At 32.6% G+C, this 20568-nt stretch carries 20 protein-coding genes; 14 read left to right on the top strand and 6 right to left on the bottom strand.

Annotation, left to right across the window (positions count from 1 at the left end):
* Nucleotides 1-90: 90 nt before the first annotated feature.
* The 5 genes from DL91_RS06720 to DL91_RS06700 all read left to right on the top strand — a co-directional run bounded on the left by DL91_RS06720 (nt 91) and on the right by DL91_RS06700 (nt 4331).
* Nucleotides 91-1659: a lipocalin-like domain-containing protein gene (locus DL91_RS06720; protein WP_048190791.1), complete on the top strand. Its 1569-nt coding sequence runs from the start codon at nt 91-93 to the stop codon at nt 1657-1659.
* A gap of 161 nt (nt 1660-1820) precedes the next feature.
* On the top strand, nt 1821-2738 hold the full coding sequence (locus DL91_RS06715) for an ABC transporter ATP-binding protein (protein WP_048190790.1): 918 nt from the start codon (nt 1821-1823) through the stop codon (nt 2736-2738).
* A gap of 1 nt (nt 2739) precedes the next feature.
* Nucleotides 2740-3471, top strand: coding sequence for an ABC transporter permease subunit (locus tag DL91_RS06710; protein ID WP_048190789.1), 732 nt, complete (start codon nt 2740-2742; stop codon nt 3469-3471).
* Nucleotides 3472-3727: 256 nt separating this feature from the next.
* Nucleotides 3728-3937, top strand: coding sequence for a histone family protein (locus DL91_RS06705; RefSeq protein WP_048190788.1), 210 nt, complete (start codon nt 3728-3730; stop codon nt 3935-3937).
* Between the two features lie 166 nt (nt 3938-4103).
* A complete protein-coding gene (locus tag DL91_RS06700; protein ID WP_048190787.1) occupies nt 4104-4331 on the top strand; it encodes a hypothetical protein in 228 nt (75 codons plus the stop codon).
* Here the strand turns inward: DL91_RS06700 and DL91_RS06695 are convergent.
* Both DL91_RS06695 and DL91_RS13160 read right to left on the bottom strand, forming a co-directional pair.
* On the bottom strand, nt 4328-4663 hold the full coding sequence (locus tag DL91_RS06695; RefSeq protein ID WP_048190786.1) for a hypothetical protein: 336 nt from the start codon (nt 4661-4663) through the stop codon (nt 4328-4330). The genes DL91_RS06700 and DL91_RS06695 overlap by 4 nt on opposite strands.
* Nucleotides 4664-4717: 54 nt before the next feature.
* A complete protein-coding gene (locus tag DL91_RS13160; RefSeq protein WP_369792069.1) occupies nt 4718-5173 on the bottom strand; it encodes a DUF4013 domain-containing protein in 456 nt (151 codons plus the stop codon).
* Between the two features lie 34 nt (nt 5174-5207).
* On the opposite strand from DL91_RS13160, the gene DL91_RS14215 reads away from it, so the two are divergent.
* Complete coding sequence (locus DL91_RS14215) at nt 5208-5390, top strand: hypothetical protein (protein ID WP_048190785.1); 183 nt, start codon at nt 5208-5210, stop codon at nt 5388-5390.
* A gap of 163 nt (nt 5391-5553) precedes the next feature.
* Here DL91_RS14215 and DL91_RS06680 read toward each other — a convergent pair whose 3' ends face one another.
* A complete protein-coding gene (locus tag DL91_RS06680) occupies nt 5554-5808 on the bottom strand; it encodes a hypothetical protein (RefSeq protein ID WP_081882630.1) in 255 nt (84 codons plus the stop codon).
* 432 nt (nt 5809-6240) lie between these two features.
* On the opposite strand from DL91_RS06680, the gene DL91_RS06675 reads away from it, so the two are divergent.
* Both DL91_RS06675 and DL91_RS06670 read left to right on the top strand, forming a co-directional pair.
* Nucleotides 6241-7353, top strand: a complete 1113-nt coding sequence (locus tag DL91_RS06675) for a glycosyltransferase family 1 protein (RefSeq protein ID WP_048190784.1) — start codon at nt 6241-6243, stop codon at nt 7351-7353.
* A gap of 297 nt (nt 7354-7650) precedes the next feature.
* The gene (locus DL91_RS06670) at nt 7651-7863 is read left to right on the top strand and encodes a hypothetical protein (RefSeq protein WP_048190783.1); all 213 of its coding nucleotides are present in this window, start codon (nt 7651-7653) and stop codon (nt 7861-7863) included.
* A gap of 903 nt (nt 7864-8766) precedes the next feature.
* Here the strand turns inward: DL91_RS06670 and uvrC are convergent.
* The 3 genes from uvrC to DL91_RS14385 all read right to left on the bottom strand — a co-directional run bounded on the left by uvrC (nt 8767) and on the right by DL91_RS14385 (nt 11437).
* Nucleotides 8767-10539, bottom strand: coding sequence for an excinuclease ABC subunit UvrC (uvrC, locus tag DL91_RS06665; RefSeq protein ID WP_048190782.1), 1773 nt, complete (start codon nt 10537-10539; stop codon nt 8767-8769).
* 110 nt (nt 10540-10649) lie between these two features.
* Nucleotides 10650-11195, bottom strand: coding sequence for a DUF169 domain-containing protein (locus DL91_RS06660; protein ID WP_197050616.1), 546 nt, complete (start codon nt 11193-11195; stop codon nt 10650-10652).
* Nucleotides 11105-11437 carry a DUF169 domain-containing protein gene (locus DL91_RS14385; protein ID WP_197050615.1) on the bottom strand — a complete coding sequence of 111 codons (333 nt, stop codon included), beginning with the start codon at nt 11435-11437 and terminating at the stop codon, nt 11105-11107. Before DL91_RS14385 ends, DL91_RS06660 begins: the two co-directional genes overlap by 91 nt.
* 267 nt (nt 11438-11704) lie before the next feature.
* On the opposite strand from DL91_RS14385, the gene uvrB reads away from it, so the two are divergent.
* From uvrB to DL91_RS06630, 6 genes are all read left to right on the top strand, one after another.
* Nucleotides 11705-13657: an excinuclease ABC subunit UvrB gene (gene uvrB, locus DL91_RS06655; RefSeq protein WP_048190781.1), complete on the top strand. Its 1953-nt coding sequence runs from the start codon at nt 11705-11707 to the stop codon at nt 13655-13657.
* Nucleotides 13657-16578, top strand: a complete 2922-nt coding sequence (gene uvrA, locus DL91_RS06650; RefSeq protein ID WP_048190780.1) for an excinuclease ABC subunit UvrA — start codon at nt 13657-13659, stop codon at nt 16576-16578. Before uvrB ends, uvrA begins: the two co-directional genes overlap by 1 nt.
* Nucleotides 16579-16896: 318 nt before the next feature.
* Complete coding sequence (locus tag DL91_RS06645) at nt 16897-17781, top strand: ATP-binding protein (RefSeq protein ID WP_231551423.1); 885 nt, start codon at nt 16897-16899, stop codon at nt 17779-17781.
* A gap of 29 nt (nt 17782-17810) precedes the next feature.
* On the top strand, nt 17811-18272 hold the full coding sequence (locus DL91_RS06640; protein WP_048190779.1) for a response regulator: 462 nt from the start codon (nt 17811-17813) through the stop codon (nt 18270-18272).
* Nucleotides 18259-19662: a sensor histidine kinase gene (locus DL91_RS06635; protein ID WP_048190778.1), complete on the top strand. Its 1404-nt coding sequence runs from the start codon at nt 18259-18261 to the stop codon at nt 19660-19662. The genes DL91_RS06640 and DL91_RS06635 overlap by 14 nt, the downstream gene beginning before the upstream one ends.
* Nucleotides 19662-20516: a methanogen output domain 1-containing protein gene (locus DL91_RS06630; protein WP_048190777.1), complete on the top strand. Its 855-nt coding sequence runs from the start codon at nt 19662-19664 to the stop codon at nt 20514-20516. The genes DL91_RS06635 and DL91_RS06630 overlap by 1 nt, the downstream gene beginning before the upstream one ends.
* Nucleotides 20517-20568: the final 52 nt, after the last annotated feature.

Below are 20568 nucleotides of genomic sequence, written 5' to 3'. Positions count from 1 at the left end.
GAAATATTTACAAAAAGATACGAATATATGAACTTAAAAAATCGCATTAAAAATAATAAGGAAAAATAATAATGATTATGGAGAATTAATATGGGCGCCCAATGTTTATTGGATAAATTGGATGAAGAAACTAAGGATAATATAGCTAAAGCATTATGGATGCGAGAATTTAATGCTGAAGAGATTTCTGATGAACTTTTCAGAGGATTGGGATCTGAAAAAAATAGTAATGAAAATTTTGGAGATAGAATGCAGTATCTTTTAAAAGAAAAGATAAATAATCCTGATTCTTTCACACCAAACTACAAAGATGTCTATGGGACTTTAATTAAAAATTCTTCATCCCTTTCACCACATCAGGCATATGCTATGACTTTTTTTCTTGGAATGGATAGTTCTAAAGGTTATAAAGCAATACCTGGGAAGGCAGATTTTAAACTTCTACAAGATGATGCTCCACAATGGGATTATCAACTAGGATGGCATTTTATTGTTGGAAGTTGTATGGGGGATAATGGAAAAGAATATGGTGTACAATTCATGTTCTGGCAATATGCACTTCTACCACCAGAAATAGCTAAACATTTTGGGCTTTCTGACATTGAAAATCAGATTATTGAATTACATCTAGCTGTAAGTGAAGCTGGCGGAGAACATTACCGTTCCAAACCCATATTAATTGCAGGTACAACTGGACTTGTGGATTTCAAAAACAACCCCTTTGAGTATACCTTTGGAAAGAATAAAATAAGATCTTTAAGTGAAGACAGTACTTTTCCTATGCAAATTAAAGGGTGGGGTGTGGATTTAGATCCAGATTCACAATCAGAAATTGAGGTGGACATCACACTCACACAAACTAAGGAATATTTACTTCAGGGCAAAGATGGATGCGATCCATGCTGTGGTGGAGTTGGAACATTATACTATTCTGTACCAAATCTTAGAGTTGATCCAGATAAAAGTACGCTAAGAATCAATGAAGAAGAAATTGCCTTGAAAAGTGGTAAATTCTGGTACGATCATCAATGGTGTAATGGAATGATTCCTGCAGGTAATCCTCGAGTAAAAGTTTTGAGAGCTGCTAATAATATGAATGAAAAGGCTACAGGTGGATGGGACTGGTTTATGGCTCAATTTAAAGGTAATAGGGAGTTGACAATGGCATCTGTACATTCACATGATATGCTACAATTTCTTAATCAAACAGGACCTAATCCTCCAAAAATAATGGAAGCTGAAGTTTCAGGAAAATATATAGATGAAAATAACAACTCTAAAAAGATTAAAGGGCAAATAAAAATAACTGAATGGATTAGAAGTGTGAAATCACAAGATCCAGATTTATATCCTCCAACAAACACATGGTACCCTCAAAAATGGGAATTTAGCTTTGGTGAGGATATTCCCGAAGATATTCAAAATTTTGTTATGATTCCAATTGTAAGTGGAGGCCAATCAGGATTTTTTGGAAATGGATTGCATTATTCTGAAGGTGCTGTATACTTAAAGGACAATGAAGGAAATTCACTTGGCAGAGGTTTTGCAGAATCAACAGGCTATGCTGACCCATTACTAAACAGACTTAAATTAGCAGGACTTCCAGCAACAGAAGAAATGCGTGATAAATTGGAAATACCCCAACCTCAACGTTTTTAAAATTAATTAGCACTTTATATATTTTATGGCCTTCAAACAAGTCCAAATTAAAAAAATTACTTACAAATTGTGTTGATGCGTTATAAAACAAGCTTTACATAGCATGTTAAAGGGAAATACGAATAATTTAGATTTATAACATCAGAAAGGGTTGATGAAATTTGATCGATGTAGAGAATCTTACAAGGAAATTTGGCGATTTAACAGCAGTAGATAATCTCACATTCCATATCAATGAAGGAGAGGTTTTCGGTTTTCTAGGGCCAAACGGTGCCGGAAAAACCACTACAATGAGAATGCTTAGTTGCCTCATATCAAAGACAAGTGGAGAAGCTAGAATAGCAGGTTATGATGTTAGTGATGAAGCTGATTCCTTGAAAATCAGGAAGATCATTGGTTTGCTTCCTGAAAATGTTGGTCTTTATGATGATTTAACCGCTTATAAAAACTTAGATTTTTATGGAAAACTCTATGAATGTTCTGAAACTCAACGGAAGGAAAATATTGAACATTTTCTTAAATTGTTAGGACTTTGGGATAAAAGAGATGTAACGGTTGGAACCTTTTCTAAGGGAATGAAACAAAAACTAACTGTTGCACGAGCACTTATTCATGACCCTGAAATTTTGTTCTTAGACGAACCAACAGCAAATTTAGACCCCGAATCATCAAAAATTGTAAGAGATTTCATACTAGATTTGAAGAAGGAAAAAAAGACCATTTTTTTAAATACACATAATCTCGATGAAGCTCAAAGAATCTGTGATAAAATTGGAATATTTAACACTAAATTAATGGCAATAGGCTCTCCTGAAGAATTGGAAGGATCTATCTGGGGTAATAAAACTGTAATTCAGTTAAAGGAAGTTAATAATAAAATATTGGAAGCAATAAATAATTTATCAATTGGAAATATGGTACACGATAATAATAAATTAACCATTGACGTGGTAGATCCTGAAAAAGAAAATCCAATCATAGTAGATGCTATAGTAAATGCCGGTGGACAGGTTCAATATGTTAATCGACTCAGTCCATCCTTAGAAGAAGCCTATCTGAAAATTGTGAGGGGAGATTAAGATGAAACTTTGGAAATCATGGGTTATAGCAACCAAAGACTTCAGCATATTTCGTAAGAAAAAACGTATTCTATATACATTAATAATTCTCCCACTCCTTCTTTCAATAGGTTTACCTCTAGTTGTCAGGTCCTTAACAAGTCTTGATGATGCAGCAACAGAGATTATAACCTTACTGAATGCATTTTCATACTTTTATATTATCTTAGTTTATATACAATCAACAACACTAGCATCCTACAGTATTTTAGGTGAGAAGATTGAGGAAAGTTTAGAACCTCTCTTAGCAACACCCACAACTGATAGTGAACTTTTATTTGGAAAAACTATTGCTTCATTCTTACCTTCAATAGGGGTAATATATGCTACATCCATAATTTTCATGGTGCTTTCTGATTTATTCACATATAACACTCTGGGTTATCTTTTTTTCCCTAATTTAAGTATGGCATTCATTTTACTCTTAGCAGTCCCTCTCTCATCTATTTTAAGCATTCAATTAAATGTTATCATATCTTCGAGAGTAAACGATGTGAGAACTGCAAACCAGCTTGGATTCATTCTATTTGTACCATTTATGGGTGTTTATATCCTGCTTGTAACAAATGCAATCTCATTAAACATTACCAATCTGGTTATAATTACCATATTCCTCCTTGTTATTGATGTAATTTTATTCTACCTAAGTAAAGCCACTTTTAGCAGGGATAAAATACTCACAAAATGGAAATAACTTTAAATATCCATAAAAAGTTAAACTGATCATAAAAATCATTTTAAAGAATTATACAAAAATTTATCTTTTTTATTTATAATTCTAAAAATTTTTTAATCCTGATATTGTTAATCATATATGCATTTTTCGTAATGATCTATATTTGATATTAATGATTTGGAAATATCTTATTGGAAAAAGATTTATAACATAATTACACCTTAATTCGGTGAATTTAAATAAAATAGGGTCTATATTATAATTAGGTGATAATATGGGTGAACTACCAATAGCTCCAATAGGAAGAATAATAAAAAATGCAGGCGGACTTAGAGTTAGTGAAGGTGCAGAAATTACTTTAGATAAATATTTAGAGGAATATGGTGAAAATATTTCACGACAAGCTGTTAAACTTGCAAAACATGCAGGAAGAGTAACAGTTAATGCATCGGATATTGAACTAGCAGTTAAAGAAATGCAATAAAATATTTATTCTTTTTTTTATTTTTTTTAGTTCTCAGTTAAACCTAACAAAGTTTTGATTTAATCTGCTGATCTAAATAACTTGTTCAATAATTATTTACTTGAATTGAACTAATGTTAATATGCAAATCATGTAAAAATAATTTTTATTTTAAAATGGTGAAAAAATGGTGAAAAAAACAGAATTAAAACAAAAAATCGTAGGAATTGGTTTCGAAGATGATTTGATTGTTAGATCACAAAGAGGTAAGATGTACAGTGTAAAATTAGCAGATGACCTTGAAATAGATATTAATGAGTTATTAGCTAAAGAATCTGATAAAACCATCTGGGCCAATATCGACACAGAGGCAGATATTTGGGTAATTACTGATGTTGAAACAAACGATGATTAATCCAGTTCATCGTTATATAAATTAGTTTTAATAGTCATCATAGTATTTTTAGCAAGTCTTAATCTATTGATTTTATCGACAATGTTCACATTGTCCATAATATCTAATGTGGCATAAGTAACATTGTATTTAGCAGATTCAAGCATGGATTTTTCATTTGAATCTTCCATGCTGTCTGTTATCATGTCAATTTTATCTAAAACAATATTTAACTCATAATTTACATTTCCAAGATCGATAACCTCTTGAGTTGATACAAACATAATATCGATTAATGCATCTAACCTATCGATTAGAATATTTATTACTATTGGAATGTCTTCATACTTCATTTTATCACATTTTAGTATTTATTAAATCATAAAATGGTTTTTATTTATCCTAAATTATTTTTTTGACAAGTAAAATAATGCTATTGATCTATTGAGATATATGTTGAGATATGGATATATAATTAAAGAATTTAAGATTATACTTACAATAGGGTTTATTATTGAGAAAATACCTGTTATTATGGCCCCTACAAGAGATATTATTATATAAATAGTTCCAGTAACAAGGTACCATAGTATTAGATTTCCCCATCCTATGGTTCCTATTTTATCGATTATTTCATGAAATCTAAACGCGGCCATTATTGTACCATTATTGTTTGCCATATGAGCTATAGCCATATAATTTATAGGAAGAATTATGAGTATGTATAACAATGCAATAAAAACCAAAATCGCTGCAGTTAAAAAGCTTAAAATTGTGTTGGCACTAATGGAAGAAATATTTGATCCTAAACTCATTAAAGTGGGTAATAAAGGGGTTGTAAAAAATCCTGTTGTTTGTACTATAGAAGCAACATTCCATACAAAACGGTGATTTTTTTTGTATAATAAATTAACAGATATTGGTGATAAATTAATTGGTGAAAAAATTTTTACACAATTTAGAAACTTTGAGCCAAAAAAGGAACCAAAGGAATATAAAGATGGCATAAGAAAAAGTTATACTTTGAGTACTATGGTTGTTTGTGTAATAGAGAAACCTGTGAGAAAAAAACAAAGCTAATATCTATAATTATTTTCTTCCTTTAATTATTTTATTTAATATCTATTTTATCATTCTGTTTCAATAATCCTTTAATTTTCTACTTCATTTTAACACTCATTTTGATGTCATTTATGTTTGATTATATAATTAGAAATTTGTATATTCAATTTAAATAAGTAGATTAAATTGGAAGTGTTTGTTGTATTGGTATTTTTCTTTTAGATCTTGCAACATTCTTATGAGTACTTTGAACAGTATTATATAAAGTTGCATCTAGATAACACTGTAACGGCTCTTTTGTTAGTATTGAATCTATATTTTTTTCTAGGGGGTGTATTCTTTGTAGGATTTGGGGCCAGTATCCTATTAGTTTCCAGTCTTCATTTCTGTCCAGGTATAGATCTATTTTATTAATATAGTTTATTTGTTCCATCATAGAAGTGTAAAATCGATTAAATTCATTTCTTGTAAATACAATGACTTCTTCATGTTCCTGGAATATTTCAGGATTTAATTTCTTTTTTTAAATTTTTTTATATTAAAGAGGGTAGGGATGGGATTTTATCAAATTTCACGGCACAAAAATGTATAAAGAGATAGATTTTTTTGGGTGAAACATGTAATATACATTCCCCTCCCTATTATTATATTGGTTGAATATTCTATATGAAACTTGGTTTAATATTATTTTGGATGTCTAATTAGATTGGATTTATTAATATTACCCATTGAATTTGAGAGCTGTCCAAAAGATCTAGTTGTTTTCCTGTTAGTTTTAGGTTTAATTTGTTTCATCTTCATTTTTTTTTTCAAGTTTAACCCTATTGATATACATTAATATGGTTACATAGTTTGTAATATGGTGAAAATGGAAATCGATTATATAAACGGGTCCAGAACAGATAAAAAATTTTGGATATCTATATCTAAGTACCAGATGGAGATCGTTAAAAGGTTAAATGCTAAATTGAACGTTATTGAATATAATTCATTAATGCCACTCAGATCAGACTCATATGAAAATAAATCACTAAAATTTATCACAGATATAGGAAAAAAAACTTTAAAAACCATTGATAAATACAGGTATATCCACACAGTCAAGAATGAAGTTAAAGAGGGCAATATCAAACATATAACCTCACAGGGATTTGCATATATCCTGAATTCTATTAAACTTGAAAATAATATTGTAACCTGTTACGATATTATCCCTTGGGTATACGACAAAGAAAGGTCTTCCATATGGAAAGAAAACATGAAAGGACTAGGACTTGCGGATATTATAATTACAATCTCTAAGTTTTCTAAGGAGGAAATTATGAAATATTTAGATTATCCCGAAGAAAGGATTAGAATTGTTTATCCCGCTGTTGATCATTCTATTTATTATGAGAATCGGGATAAAAAGATTTTAAGTAAACTTAATATTTCAAATGATCAGAAAGTTGTGCTTTATGTGGGTTCTGAAACCTCGCGACAAAACGTTCCTGTTTTGATAAAAGCTTTTGCACAACTTAAGAAAAAAATTCCAGGCATTAAAATGGTGAAAATAGGAGAATCTCAAGGGTATCGTGGACGTGAAAATATTTTAAAATTGATCAAGGACTTCCATTTACAAGAAGATGTTATTTTTGTTGGATACATACCAGAAGAAGACATGCCCAAATGGTACAATGCTGCAGATATACTGGTTTATCCATGTGCCTATGCAGGTTTTGGTCTTCCACCATTGGAGGCAATGGCCTGCGGAACACCAGTAATTACCTCAAACACAACATCATTGCCTGAAGTTGTTGGTGATGCAGGGATAATGATAGACCCACAAGATATTGAATTAATGGCCGATAAAATGCATGACGTGCTGACAAATGATACCTTGAAAGATAACATGATAAATAAAGGATTAAAAAGAGCTAAAATATTTAATTGGGATAAATCAGCACATAAAACTTTAAATATATATAGAGAATTTCTATGAACCTTTTTGATTCTTTTCTTTTAGATCTTTTTATGTGAACCATAAGTAGATCCAAAAACAGAACTAAAAATTACACAATTTTACCAACATAAAAAAAAGGTTCCTTTTTGGTAATTTTAGAACCATTATTTGTACATTAAAAAGATGGAAGACCCTGTAGAATATTAACTACAGGGTTAAATGGTTTTAGATTGTAATATGTTTAAGGTGGTAAATAATGGTACATTCAAAATAAACCATGTGATCGCTACTTGTATCTATGGATTAAATAAACAATTATTATGGTGGTGGTAGTTTATGCCAAAAGATAAAATAGGTAGAAAGATAATTAAAGAAAAAGGTTCTATGAGATTACAAGATGTTAGGAATTATAATGGGGTTCTAACAGGCCAAACAGTTAAACCAGCTGAAGGATGGGAAAATGAACTTAAGCAATTTCAGAATGGGGATCGGGTAGTAGTCTTCCACTTTGAGGATTTCAATAAGTTTTTACACGATCTAGAAAAGTAGAAAGTTAGATTCATATTGTTTAATCTATATAGTAATCTCTATTATTCACATTAGTATGCCATACTTGTATTAAGGTTTACATGACCTAATCCTGTATCATTATTATAGAAAACATCCTTTTTCATAATGTGTTAAGTTTAGTACTACTCTAATAAATCATTATATTTCATTATATATTCAGTTATTGCTTATTCTAATTAAATTTGATTTACTAACATTACTCATTGCATTAAATAGGCTTTCAAATCTTCAAATAAAATTAAATCCAAATAAAATCTCTAATATTCCGAATACAAAGAATAAAAACATAAATATCATGTTGAATGTTGTTCTTTTAGCTTTATTTTGATGGAATTGATATAAATTTACAAACCCAATACCTATGAACGCTATTCCAACTATAACAAATAACACATTATTCATATGATTTCTCCTTACAATCAAATTACATTATATTACAATAAATCCTTATTATTATCATTAAATATTCCGTTATTGCTATCCTAATTGATTAGATTTACTATATAACTCAATTGCATTATATACTTAGATATATGACCAATATTCCAACTATAATCATAACCAAAAAAATTATTGTTGTAATCAATCGTATAACACGTGGGATTTGAAGTAAATATTGATGATAAAATGGTGTAGGTTTGTATTCTAAATAACAATTAATTAATCCCATAGTAACAAAAAATATCCCGAAAAGTAAACCATTCATAAACATTACTAATCCTCTTTTAATAGTACTCTAAAATTTTAATACATATTCAGTTATGCTATATTCCTTTCCTTTTAATGAGGGTATAATAACATTATGATAGTCAAATAGTAGTCAAATCTATAGGATATGGATTAATTGAAGAAGTGTATTGTGCTGTAATTTAGACACTTTATTTATTCTTTGTTGCTATCTACAGCAAAATGGTCATGTATTTTCTGTGCAAGATTTCGGCTTATACCATTAACACAGGCAATATCATCCACACTCGCATTTTCAATGTTTTTAATATCATTGAAATGTTTTAATAGTTTTATTTTCCGTTTGTGACCCACTCCAGGTATATCATCTAACATTGATCTTTCAAATTCCTTTGATCTTAATATTTTATGGTAATTGATTGCGAATCTGTGTGCTTCATCACGTATTCTTTGAAGTAAAAGTAAAGCATCTGAATCACGTGGCAGAATTAACGGACTAGGTGTTTGTGGTATAAATACATGTTCAAATTCCTTTGCAAGACCTATAACCGGTACATCGTGCACATCAAACGATCTGAAAACATCTGTTGCAACGTTTAACTGGCCTTTTCCCCCATCAACCAGTACCAGATCTGGTGTTGGGCCTTTGTCATCTGAAAGTTTGGAGTATCTTCTTTCAAGCATTTCTCTCATCATTGCATAATCATCAGGACCTTCTGTTTGGATTTTATATTTTCTGTAAGAACTTTTTTTAGGGGCACCATTCTCAAATACAACCATTGATCCAACAGCCATTTTACCGCCTATGTTGGATATATCAAATGCTTCTATTCTTTTTGGTATTCTAGGTATTCCAAGATATTTTTTTAGGTCAACAAGTGCTCCTTTAACCTCTTTTTGATGGTTTAATATTATCGAGGCGTTCTTGGAAACCATTCTAACAAGTCTGTATCCAACTCCTTCAATTGGTACTTCAATTGATACAGGTGCATCTCTCTTCTCAGATAGCAATTCTTCAAGGAGTTGTTCATCTTCAACTATCTTTGGAATTATTATTTTAGCTGGAACATGTCTTGGGCCTGTGTAATACTGTTTAAGAAATGCTGATATTATTTTCTCTTCGGAGGTGTTTTCTGCTCCGCTCATTAAAAAATCATCTTTGCCAATTATCTTACCCTCACGCACAGAGAAAACAACTACACATGCAAGTTCACTATCAGATGCCGATGCAATAACATCTTGATCAAGGCTACGTGTAAATTCCATCTTCTGTTTTTCAAGAACATCTTCCACAGAATTTAATTGATCCCTTAAAACTGCTGCCTTTTCATATTCATGTTTTTGAGCTGCTTCTTGCATTTCTAACTTCAAAGCATCCATGATTTCATCGTATTTACCTTCAAAGAAAAATGAGATATTATCAACTAATTTTTTATATTCCTGCTCTGTGATCCTTTTATCACAGGGAGCGTTACAAAGTTCAATCTGATAGTTCAAGCAAGGACCATCCATTTTTTTACAATCCCTTACTTTAAATAGTCCTTTGAGAAATTTTACCAGTTTTCTAAGTGCAAATGCTTCTGGAAACGGTCCATAATAATAAGATCCGTCGTCAAGAACCCTTCGTGTAATAAGGACTCTGGGAAATGTTTCATTGGTAACTTTAATATATGGATATCGCTTATCGTCCTTTAATCTTATATTATAACGAGGCATATGTTTTTTTATAAGATTAGACTCTAAGATAAGTGCCTCTTTTTCCGTATCAGTTACCATATACTCCAGATGATGAAAATGATTCATTAAGACCCGGGTTTTAGGATCTAGATCGTTTCTAAAGTAGGATTTAACCCTCTTTTTAAGGGATTTTGCCTTCCCAATGTATATAATCCGATCAGCAGAGTCCTTCATAAGGTACACTCCAGGTACTAGTGGAAGATCGTCTGGATCATTACTTTTTATAGCCAAAACTTTTCATCTCACATTGTAAATACTATAGCGTTTCATCTGATTCTCATTAAAATTAATATAATTTAGATAGAATTGGTAGGTTTAAAATCTATTTCATTTTTCATACATTATGACTTGATATCATTTCTAATATTCGGATATGCAACTTCGGGCCTTTTATTTGCGAATGAATCGTCTAGATCATTACACATATCCCTTGCCATATCTATTGGTATTCCCAGTGCCATATAATTGGTTGGAAACCATGAATTGCCCGTTGGATCAACAGGACCAATGAAAGCTGTGTTTTTAGGTGCTTTTTCGAACATTCCTGCAGGATATGTTACAAATGTGGCACATGAAGGTCCGAATGGAGCTATAATGGATTTGAAAGGATCTTCTAATCTGAAGTGTATGAGACTGCATAAGTTTCTGATCTGTTCACCGCTACCAAAGCATAGAACTGATTTAACATCAAAATCTTCTTCTATTTCTTCTAGAGGACTAATAACTAGGTATTTTCCGGGAGGTGTTATTTTACCCACTGCTTCCTGTACTTTTTCCATGATCTCTGGACTGGCCTTTAAATATTCGGCATCACCATTCCTGAATTCTTTTTTCCAGTAGATACAAAGTATTTGATGAATGGTGAAATTCTTCCAAATCCAAACCAAGTGATCCCTCCAAGACAACAACCCTTAAGGGATTGTTTGCCCAGGAAGAGTTTTGGAATATTATCATCAACAGCAGCCATTAGAATGGTTTTCGCTGTGCATTGATCAATTGATGACATGGACACTGAACCTTCCGGGATGGTTTCTGAACCATAAACTGCTAAAGGTCTAGTTTCAAGACGTCCTGCTTTCTTTAAAGCATTACCAATTTCAATAAGAGTATTTTTGGAATTATTAGACAAGTTAACTCCTCCATTTTATTAATTTTATATTATAAAATTATGTTTTTTATTCATTTCTGAAGATTTATATAACATGAGGTTATATTAATAGTATAATATAAAAGGGATTTTACTTTAAATTATTTAATGAAACTTAAATAAATATCAAAATTTCAGAGAAAATTATTTAAAATTTTACGTTATGTTCTTAAAGTCTATTTCTAAATTAAACCGAAATTTCTTCGTTCAATAGGGAATATTATTTTTATTTTTATGAGAGGATTTAAAATGTCAGAATTTAAACTATCATCATCTTACAAACCTTTGGGAGACCAGCCAAAGGCAATCAAATCTATTTCAAATGGGATAAAAAATGGTCTGAAACATCAAACACTGCTAGGTGTGACTGGTTCGGGAAAAACCTTTACAATGGCTAATGTTATTAAGGAGGTTCAAAAACCAACCCTTGTAATTTCACACAATAAAACATTGGCTGCGCAGTTATACGAAGAATTTAAGGAATTCTTCCCTGATAATGCAGTTGAATACTTTGTTAGTTATTATGATTATTATCAGCCAGAGGCATATATAGCACATTCAGATACCTATATCGATAAAGAAGCTTCAATAAACGATGAAATTGATATGATGAGGCACTCAACAACGCAATCATTACTTTCAAGGGATGATGTTATTGTTGTGAGTAGTGTGTCATGTATATATGGTATAGGATCACCCGAAGATTATGGTGGACTTATATTGTCTGTTGAGGTGGGGGATTCTGATGGAAGGGAAAAGATCATAGGAACCCTTGTTCAGATGCAGTATGAAAGAAACGACATAGATTTTACAAGGGGTAAGTTCAGGGTAAGAGGAGATGTAATTGAAATACATCCCGCCCATGGGAATACAGCCATACGTATAGAGTTATTTGGGGATGAAGTTGACAGAATATCAACAATTGATCCAATTCTTGGCAGTGTTAGAAGGGAAATGGATCGTATAGTTGTTTTTCCAGCCAAGCATTTTGTAACCAGCAAGGATAAGATCCAGCGAGCTGTTAAGGATATTGAAGAAGAACTTGAAGAAAGATTACTGGTACTAAATTCACAGAACAAACTAGTTGAAGCTCAGAGACTGGAACAGAGAACCAGATTTGACCTTGAAATGTTACAGGAAATGGGATATTGTACAGGTATTGAGAACTATTCAATGCATCTGTCTGGTAGGAAATGGGGAGACACACCACAAACATTAATTAAATATTTCCCAGACAATTTTTTAACAATTATCGATGAATCACATGTAACTGTACCCCAGATTGGTGGAATGTATGCAGGAGACAGAGCACGTAAAGATAATCTCGTTGATTATGGATTTAGATTACCATCGGCACGAGAGAACAGGCCATTAAATTTTTCTGAATTTGAAATGTTACAAAATCAGGTGTTATATGTATCAGCAACACCTGCCAAGTATGAACTTGGAATGAGCCAGAACATGGTTGAACAGATTATAAGACCTACAGGTCTGGTTGATCCTGAAATAATAATTAAACCAGTTGTTGGGCAGGTCGATCATCTACTTGGAGAGATTAAGCGGAAGATTAAGGATAAACAAAGAATTTTGGTAACAACACTCACCAAAAAGATGGCAGAAGATCTAACAGATTACTATGCAAAGGTTGGTATCAAGGTAAGGTACCTGCATTCAGATATAACAACACTTGAAAGGATAGATATTATAGACGAACTCCGAAGAGGTTCATTTGACTGTCTAGTCGGTGTTAACCTTTTAAGAGAGGGGCTTGACCTTCCAGAAGTATCCCTTGTAGGTATACTCGATGCAGATAAGGAAGGATTTTTAAGATCCCAAACATCACTTATACAGACAATAGGAAGGGCATCACGTAACATAGATGGCCAAGTATTGATCTATGCCGATAAAATCACTGATTCAATAAAAAATGCTGTTGATATAACAACCCAAAGAAGGAAGGTTCAACTTGCATACAATGAAAAACATGGAATAAAACCTAAATCAGTCGTAAGATCTGTTAAAGAGAAAACTAAAAAGGATGTTAAGTACAAAGATAATGTTAAAAATATTCCAAAGGATGAATTGATTCTAATAATACAAGATTTAGAGGATGAAATGAAAAGAGCATCCCTCAAACTTGACTTTGAAACAGCTGCCAAGATAAGGGATCAGATACAATTTTTAGAAGGAGCCTCAAACTGATGAACAACATAACAACTAAAAAAGGAAGTATAAATATAAAGGGAGCACGTGAGCACAACCTTAAAAATATAGAGCTCACTCTTCCAAGGGACAAGTTCCTTGTTATTACCGGACTTAGTGGTTCTGGTAAATCATCTTTAGCATTTGATACTATCTATGCTGAAGGACAGCGAAGATATGTTGAATCTTTATCAGCTTATGCAAGACAGTTTTTAGGACAGATGAAAAAACCAGAAGTTGATTATATTGAAGGACTTTCACCTGCAATATCCATTGATCAAAAAACTACACGAATGAATCCCAGATCCACTGTTGGTACTGTAACAGAGATATATGATTATTTCAGGCTATTATTTGCACGTGTGGGTATTCCTCATTGTTACAAATGTGGAAAAGAAATTTCACAACAAACCGCAGGGCAGATAGTTGATTCAATTCTCACAGAAGAGGAAGATACCAAAATACAGGTACTTGCACCTGTTGTTAAGGATCGGAAAGGAGAACATCATAAGGTTTTTGAAGACCTCAAAAAGAAGGGTTTTGTACGTGTAAGGGTTGATGGTGAAATATCTAATCTTGATACAGACTTTGACCTTGATAAAAATAGAAAACACTCTGTTGAGGTAGTTGTGGATAGACTGGTTATTAGATCGGATGAGGACTTTAAACGAAGATTAGCAGACTCTGTTGAAACAGCACTAGAATTAGGTGAAGGAATTGTGGTTGTATCCTACATGGAAGAAAATGGGAAATCAACTGATAAAGTATTCAGCGAACATTTTGCATGTACAGAATGTGGAATAAACTTCGAAGAGATAAGTCCCAGGATGTTTTCATTCAACAATCCACATGGTGCATGTCCAGAATGTAATGGTCTTGGAAGTAAATTAGAAATTGATACAGACTTTGTTGTACCTGATAAACATCTTTCACTCAACAATGGAGCCATACTTCCATGGAGCAAATCAGGTAACAAGGACAATTATTATTATCAGATGCTCCAGGCTGTTTCTGATCACTATGGCTTTAGCATGGACACACCATTTGAAGAGCTACCAGAAAAATATCAGAGATACATACTTTACGGCACACCCGATAAGGTACAATTCATCTTCAGAAGAAAAAACAGACAACATAAGGTTAACCGACGTTTTGAAGGTGTTGTAAAAAGGATGGAACGTCTGTTTATGGAAACCCAATCAAACTACATGAGAAGTTACGTTGGAAAGTTTATGAGCGACAGAAAATGTCCTGTCTGTAAAGGTACCAGATTGCGTCCCGAAGCCAGATCTGTTACAATTGGTGGTAAATCCATATCAGAAGTAGTTGAAATGCCCATAAAAAATTCAAAAAGTTTTTTCGACCAATTAGATCTGTCTGAAATGGAACTTTTCATTGCAAAAGAGATTTTAAAGGAAATACAGGAGCGTCTCAAGTTTTTAGAAGACGTTGGTCTTGATTATATCACCCTCGACAGATCTTCCGGAACACTTTCTGGTGGAGAAGCACAGAGAATACGTCTTGCAACACAGATAGGCTCTGGTCTTGTTGGTGTGCTCTACATATTAGACGAACCAAGTATTGGATTGCATCAAAGGGATAATGCAAGACTTATAGAAACACTAAAAAGACTTAGAGATATTGGAAATACACTCATAGTTGTTGAACACGACGAAGAAACAATAATGAGCGCTGATTATGTTGTTGACATAGGACCTGGAGCAGGAGAACATGGTGGAAAGGTAATAGCCGAGGGAACACCCCAGGAAATAATGGAAAATACAGATTCAATAACAGGAAGGTATCTTTCAAGGGCAGAAACAATACACATACCAGAACACAGACATTCTCCAGATGGCAATTACCTAACAGTAAAGGGTGCAAGACAAAATAATCTCAAGAATATAGATGTAACATTCCCACTCGGAGTATTTACATGTATAACAGGAGTTTCAGGGTCTGGTAAAAGCACACTCATTAACGATGTGCTTTACAAGGGGGTCAATGGAAAGTTGAACAGGAAAAATATGCTTGCAGGTAAGCACGATGATATCATAGGTATTGAACATTTGGACAAGACAATAATTATTGACCAATCTGCAATCGGTCGTACACCACGTTCAAATTCTGCAACCTACACAGGTGTATTCACATATATAAGGGAACTCTTTGCACAGACATTAGCTGCTAAAAATAGAGGTTACAAACCCGGAAGGTTTAGTTTTAATGTTAAAGGTGGACGATGTGAAGCTTGTAGTGGTGACGGTATTATTAAAATTGAAATGCACTTTTTAGCAGATGTATATGTGCCCTGTGAAGTTTGTCAGGGTAAAAGATACAACCGGGAAACATTAGATGTGCGTTATAAGGGTAAAAATATTGCCGAAGTTCTTGATATGACTGTTGAGGAATCCTTAGAGTTCTTTGAAAATATTCCAAAGATACGTAAAAAACTTAAAACACTTGACGATGTGGGTTTAGGATACATAAAACTGGGACAACCTGCAACAACACTTTCTGGTGGTGAAGCTCAACGTGTTAAACTAGCCAAGGAATTAAGCAGACAAAGCACTGGTAAAACCCTTTACATACTCGATGAACCGACAACTGGACTCCACTTTGCAGATATTAAAAAGTTATTAGATGTACTTGGAAGATTAAGAGATTCGGGTAACACAGTACTTGTAATTGAACACAATTTGGATGTTATAAAAACTGCAGATTATATAATCGACCTCGGACCCGAAGGAGGAGACGAAGGCGGCTTTGTTGTTGCTGAAGGAACACCTGAGGAAATTTCAATGAGCACCAGTTATACTGGAAAATATCTAAAGGATGTTTTAGATGGTGTTACACCACATATGCGGGGACAAATGATTCCAGAGAAAGAATTAGTTAATTCATCAACAAAAGACAAATAATAGAAGGTTTAAACCTTCTTAAATTATTTTATTTTTCCATAAATGGTTTAATTCAATATAATAATTATCTAACTAATAATTACGCTTTAATCATTCAATTACAGTAATTTAAAACAAAAGCAATTATATATTATGTAAATTATAGAATAAAATCATATGTACAGTGATTGTAATTCCCAATTGATAACTACTTTTCCACTAACATTACACATTTTTCTAATCAATTTAAGGAATATTAACTACCTATCACTGAATTCGTTTTTTTTTAACGATATTATTTACTATTTCCATTTAAAAAATATAGATAGGGGGATCTAATTGATTTTAAGTTCTGTTCTTTTAGCCATACCATTTTTAGAATCATTTTACAATGGAGTTCTACAAGCTGGAGATTATTTTATCTTATTATTGTTATTATTAGTTGTTTTAATGGTTGCATTATTAACAGAAAGAGTTGAAAAGGTAAGAACATTAAAAAACCTTAACAACGAGCTTAAAAAAGAAGCAATCAAACTTGAAGATGCAAATAATGAATTGGAAGCATTTGCATATTCTGTGTCTCATGATCTTCGTGTGCCCTTAAGGGCAATTGATGGATTTTCACGGATAATGATTGAAGATTATGAGGATAAATTGGATGATGAAGGAGTTAGACTTCTAAATATAATAAGGGAAAATACCAAAAAAATGGGACAGCTTATCGATGACATACTGTTATTATCAAGAGCAGGACGTCAAGAAATGACAATTTCAAAACTAGACATTTCTTCACTTGCAAAAAATGTATACGGGGAATTCAATCAGGACACCCAAGGAAGAAATATTGATTTTACTGTGGAAGATCTACCAAAAACCCAGGCTGACAGGGCACTTATAACACAGGTTTTAACAAATCTTATTGGCAACTCTATAAAGTTTACAAGAGAAAAAGAAAATGCGAAGATTAATATAGGTTTTAAATTGGATAATGAAGATAATATATACTATGTCAAGGACAATGGAGCTGGTTTTGACATGAAATACTATGATAAGCTTTTCGGTCTTTTCCAGCGATTACACAGCCAAGAAGAATTTGAAGGTACAGGTGTGGGACTATCTATTGTACAACGCATAATAAGCCGACATGGTGGTCGTGTATGGGGTGAAAGTGAAGTTGGTAATGGAGCAACAATATACTTTTCAATTCCAAAAAATTTAAAGTAAAAATTAGTACTTAATTGGAGGATATTTTTATGAGCTTAGATGAAATTGAAATTCTTCTGGTTGAAGACAACCCAACAGATGCTGAACTTACAATGAGGGCCTTAAAAAGGAAAAATCTCATAAATAAATTAGTTTGGGTTAAAGATGGGGCAGAAGCACTAGATTTTTTATTTGCAAAGGGTAAATATTCGGATAGAAATATGAACGACCTTCCAAAATTGATACTCCTTGATCTAAGGATGCCTAAGGTTGATGGACTAGAAGTACTGCACGAGATCAAAGCAGATGATAGAACTAAAAGAATTCCAGTAGTTGTTTTAACATCTTCAAAGGAAGATCGGGACATTGTAGAAAGCTACAAATTGGGTGTTAATAGTTATGTCAGCAAACCAGTTGAATTTGATGAGTTTATAGACGCTGTTTCAACCATGGGATTCTACTGGATTTTGATAAACAAACCACCATCAGAGGTAAGTCATGGAACAGATTAAAATTCTGCTGGTTGAAGATGTTGAACTTGATGCTGAACTCACTGAGCACGAATTAATAAAAGCTAAAATTAATTTTACATCCATACGTGTTGATGAAGAGCATGATTTTCGTAGAGAACTTCAAGAATTCAAACCAGATTTGATACTTGCTGATCATTCACTTCCACATTTCGATGGAGTTTCAGCACTTAATATTGCAAAGGAGATATCTCCTGACATACCTTTCATATTTGTAAGTGGTAAAATAGGTGAAGATTTTGCTGTTGAGATGCTAAAGAAAGGAGCAACTGACTATGTGCTTAAAAGTAACCTGCCCAAACTTAGCCATGCAGTTCAAAGAGCATTGAATGAATTTAATGAACAGGCTGAACATAAAAAGGCCGAATTATCACTTTTGGAAAGTGAAAAAAAATACAGAACCCTGTTTGAAAAGAATAGAAATCCTATAATTGTTTTTGATGAGATGGGAAATTTCATTGATTCCAATGAAGCTGCATTAATGTTTTTGGAAATAACCAAAAATGAACTATTAACCAAAAACCTTTCAGATTTTATATTATATGAGAAAGACTTGAAAAACATTGAAAATAAGGATTTATGGAAAAAAAAGGATATATTAGAAGTTAAATTTGATATTAATGGTAAATTTAAAATTCTTGAAATTACGATCACACCAGTTTATTTAAAAGATAAATCTATAGTATTTGGCGTTGGTAACGATATTACTGAACGTAAAAAGGGTGAAAATGAAATTTTCAAGTCATTAAAAGAAAAAGAACTTCTTTTAAGGGAAATACATCATAGGGTAAAAAATAACCTGCAGATTGTTTCAACTCTACTCTCACTTCAATCATCCCAATCAAATAAAGTTGATGTAAATGATCTTTACAGGGAAAGTCAGAATCGTATACAGTCCATTGCACTTATACATGAAAATCTATATCAATCAGAAGATCTTGCCCTTATTAATTTTGAGGTATATGTTAAGGGACTGTTATCAGATTTGTTTGATTCATACGGAGTTGATTCATCTAGGATCAAATTGAATTTGGATATAGAGGATGTTACGCTGGGGATTGAAACAGCTATTCCATGCGGACTCATTATAAATGAACTGGTATCAAATTCCCTGAAACATGGATTTACAGGAAATGAAACCGGAGAAATTAATGTGGAAATCCATAAAATAGCTGATGAAGAATATTCCTTAATTGAAAGTGATACAGGAGTTCCATTTTCTGATAAAGTTGATTTTACTTCGAGTAAAACATTGGGTTTGGAATTAATAAAAAATCTGGTTAAACAAATTGAAGGCCAATTGGACTTTAACAGAGAAAATAAAGAATTTAAGATCATTTTTAAGGAACTTGAATACAAGGAGAGACTATAATGGGTAACGAGAGAATTATGGTTGTTGAAGATGAAAGTATTGTTGCCATGGGAATTAAGTATAAATTAGAGGATTTAGGTTACATTGTTGTAGGAATAGTTGCAACTGGTGAAGCAGCTGTGGAAACTGCTTTAAAAACTAAGCCGGATCTTATACTTATGGATATTGTTCTTAAAGGTGATATGGATGGTATTGAAGCTGCACAAAAAATACACCAGCAACAAGACACTCCAATCATTTATCTGACAGCTTATTCTGATGATGAGGTTTTGGAACGTGCAAGAATAACCGAACCTTACGGTTATATATTAAAACCATTTAAAAAGAGTGAAGTTAATGCCAATATTCAAATGGCCATATATAAACATGGATGTGACAAGAAAAAAAGTGAAATTATCAAAAAAAGAGTGTTAGCAGATTTTTATGACTTTATTTTAACAGCAATGCCAACTAGTAGCACCGGTACTGATATCGAAATGAGAGAGTTGCTATTGAAGGTATTTGCCGAACGTTTAGACGAAGATCTTTACCCTAGATTTGTTGAAGAACTCTCTCCTGAGGATATTGAAACTAATGATCAGCTTTTTGCAGATTATATTGAATGGCTTTCTGATATTTTTAAAGACTTTGGTATTAAAACAATTGTACACCATAAGGGCAACAGATCATATATAGAATTTTTGAATTGCCCATGGCATGAAGATGCTTTGAAGAAGCCTATTTTCTGTTTGAATTGTCAGGCAATGATGAATAGAAGCTATAAATGGACAGGTCTTTCTGGAGGTATGGAAAGAAGGTCAACCATTGTGGATGGATCACCGTCATGCAGATTTCAGTTCAAACATCTGGAATGAGTAAGTTTTAAGCTCAAATGAATTTGGCATTAACCATTATCCAAAATGCAAG

It is taken from the genome of Methanobacterium sp. SMA-27 (assembly GCF_000744455.1).
Lineage (GTDB): Archaea > Methanobacteriota > Methanobacteria > Methanobacteriales > Methanobacteriaceae > Methanobacterium_B.
This window is presented reverse-complemented; position numbering and strand designations above follow the sequence as displayed.

Coding starts and splice junctions, on each gene's coding strand:
- DL91_RS06680 (WP_081882630.1), bottom strand. CDS start 5,808: ATGATGGAACAAATAAACTATATTAATAAAATAGATCTATACCTGGAC.
- DL91_RS06695 (WP_048190786.1), bottom strand. CDS start 4,663: ATGAAGTATGAAGACATTCCAATAGTAATAAATATTCTAATCGATAGG.
- DL91_RS06720 (WP_048190791.1), top strand. CDS start 91: ATGGGCGCCCAATGTTTATTGGATAAATTGGATGAAGAAACTAAGGAT.
- DL91_RS06705 (WP_048190788.1), top strand. CDS start 3,728: ATGGGTGAACTACCAATAGCTCCAATAGGAAGAATAATAAAAAATGCA.
- DL91_RS06710 (WP_048190789.1), top strand. CDS start 2,740: ATGAAACTTTGGAAATCATGGGTTATAGCAACCAAAGACTTCAGCATA.
- DL91_RS06635 (WP_048190778.1), top strand. CDS start 18,259: ATGGAACAGATTAAAATTCTGCTGGTTGAAGATGTTGAACTTGATGCT.
- DL91_RS06630 (WP_048190777.1), top strand. CDS start 19,662: ATGGGTAACGAGAGAATTATGGTTGTTGAAGATGAAAGTATTGTTGCC.
- DL91_RS06700 (WP_048190787.1), top strand. CDS start 4,104: ATGGTGAAAAAAACAGAATTAAAACAAAAAATCGTAGGAATTGGTTTC.
- uvrB (WP_048190781.1), top strand. CDS start 11,705: ATGTCAGAATTTAAACTATCATCATCTTACAAACCTTTGGGAGACCAG.
- uvrA (WP_048190780.1), top strand. CDS start 13,657: ATGAACAACATAACAACTAAAAAAGGAAGTATAAATATAAAGGGAGCA.
- DL91_RS06670 (WP_048190783.1), top strand. CDS start 7,651: ATGCCAAAAGATAAAATAGGTAGAAAGATAATTAAAGAAAAAGGTTCT.
- DL91_RS06675 (WP_048190784.1), top strand. CDS start 6,241: ATGGAAATCGATTATATAAACGGGTCCAGAACAGATAAAAAATTTTGG.
- DL91_RS06640 (WP_048190779.1), top strand. CDS start 17,811: ATGAGCTTAGATGAAATTGAAATTCTTCTGGTTGAAGACAACCCAACA.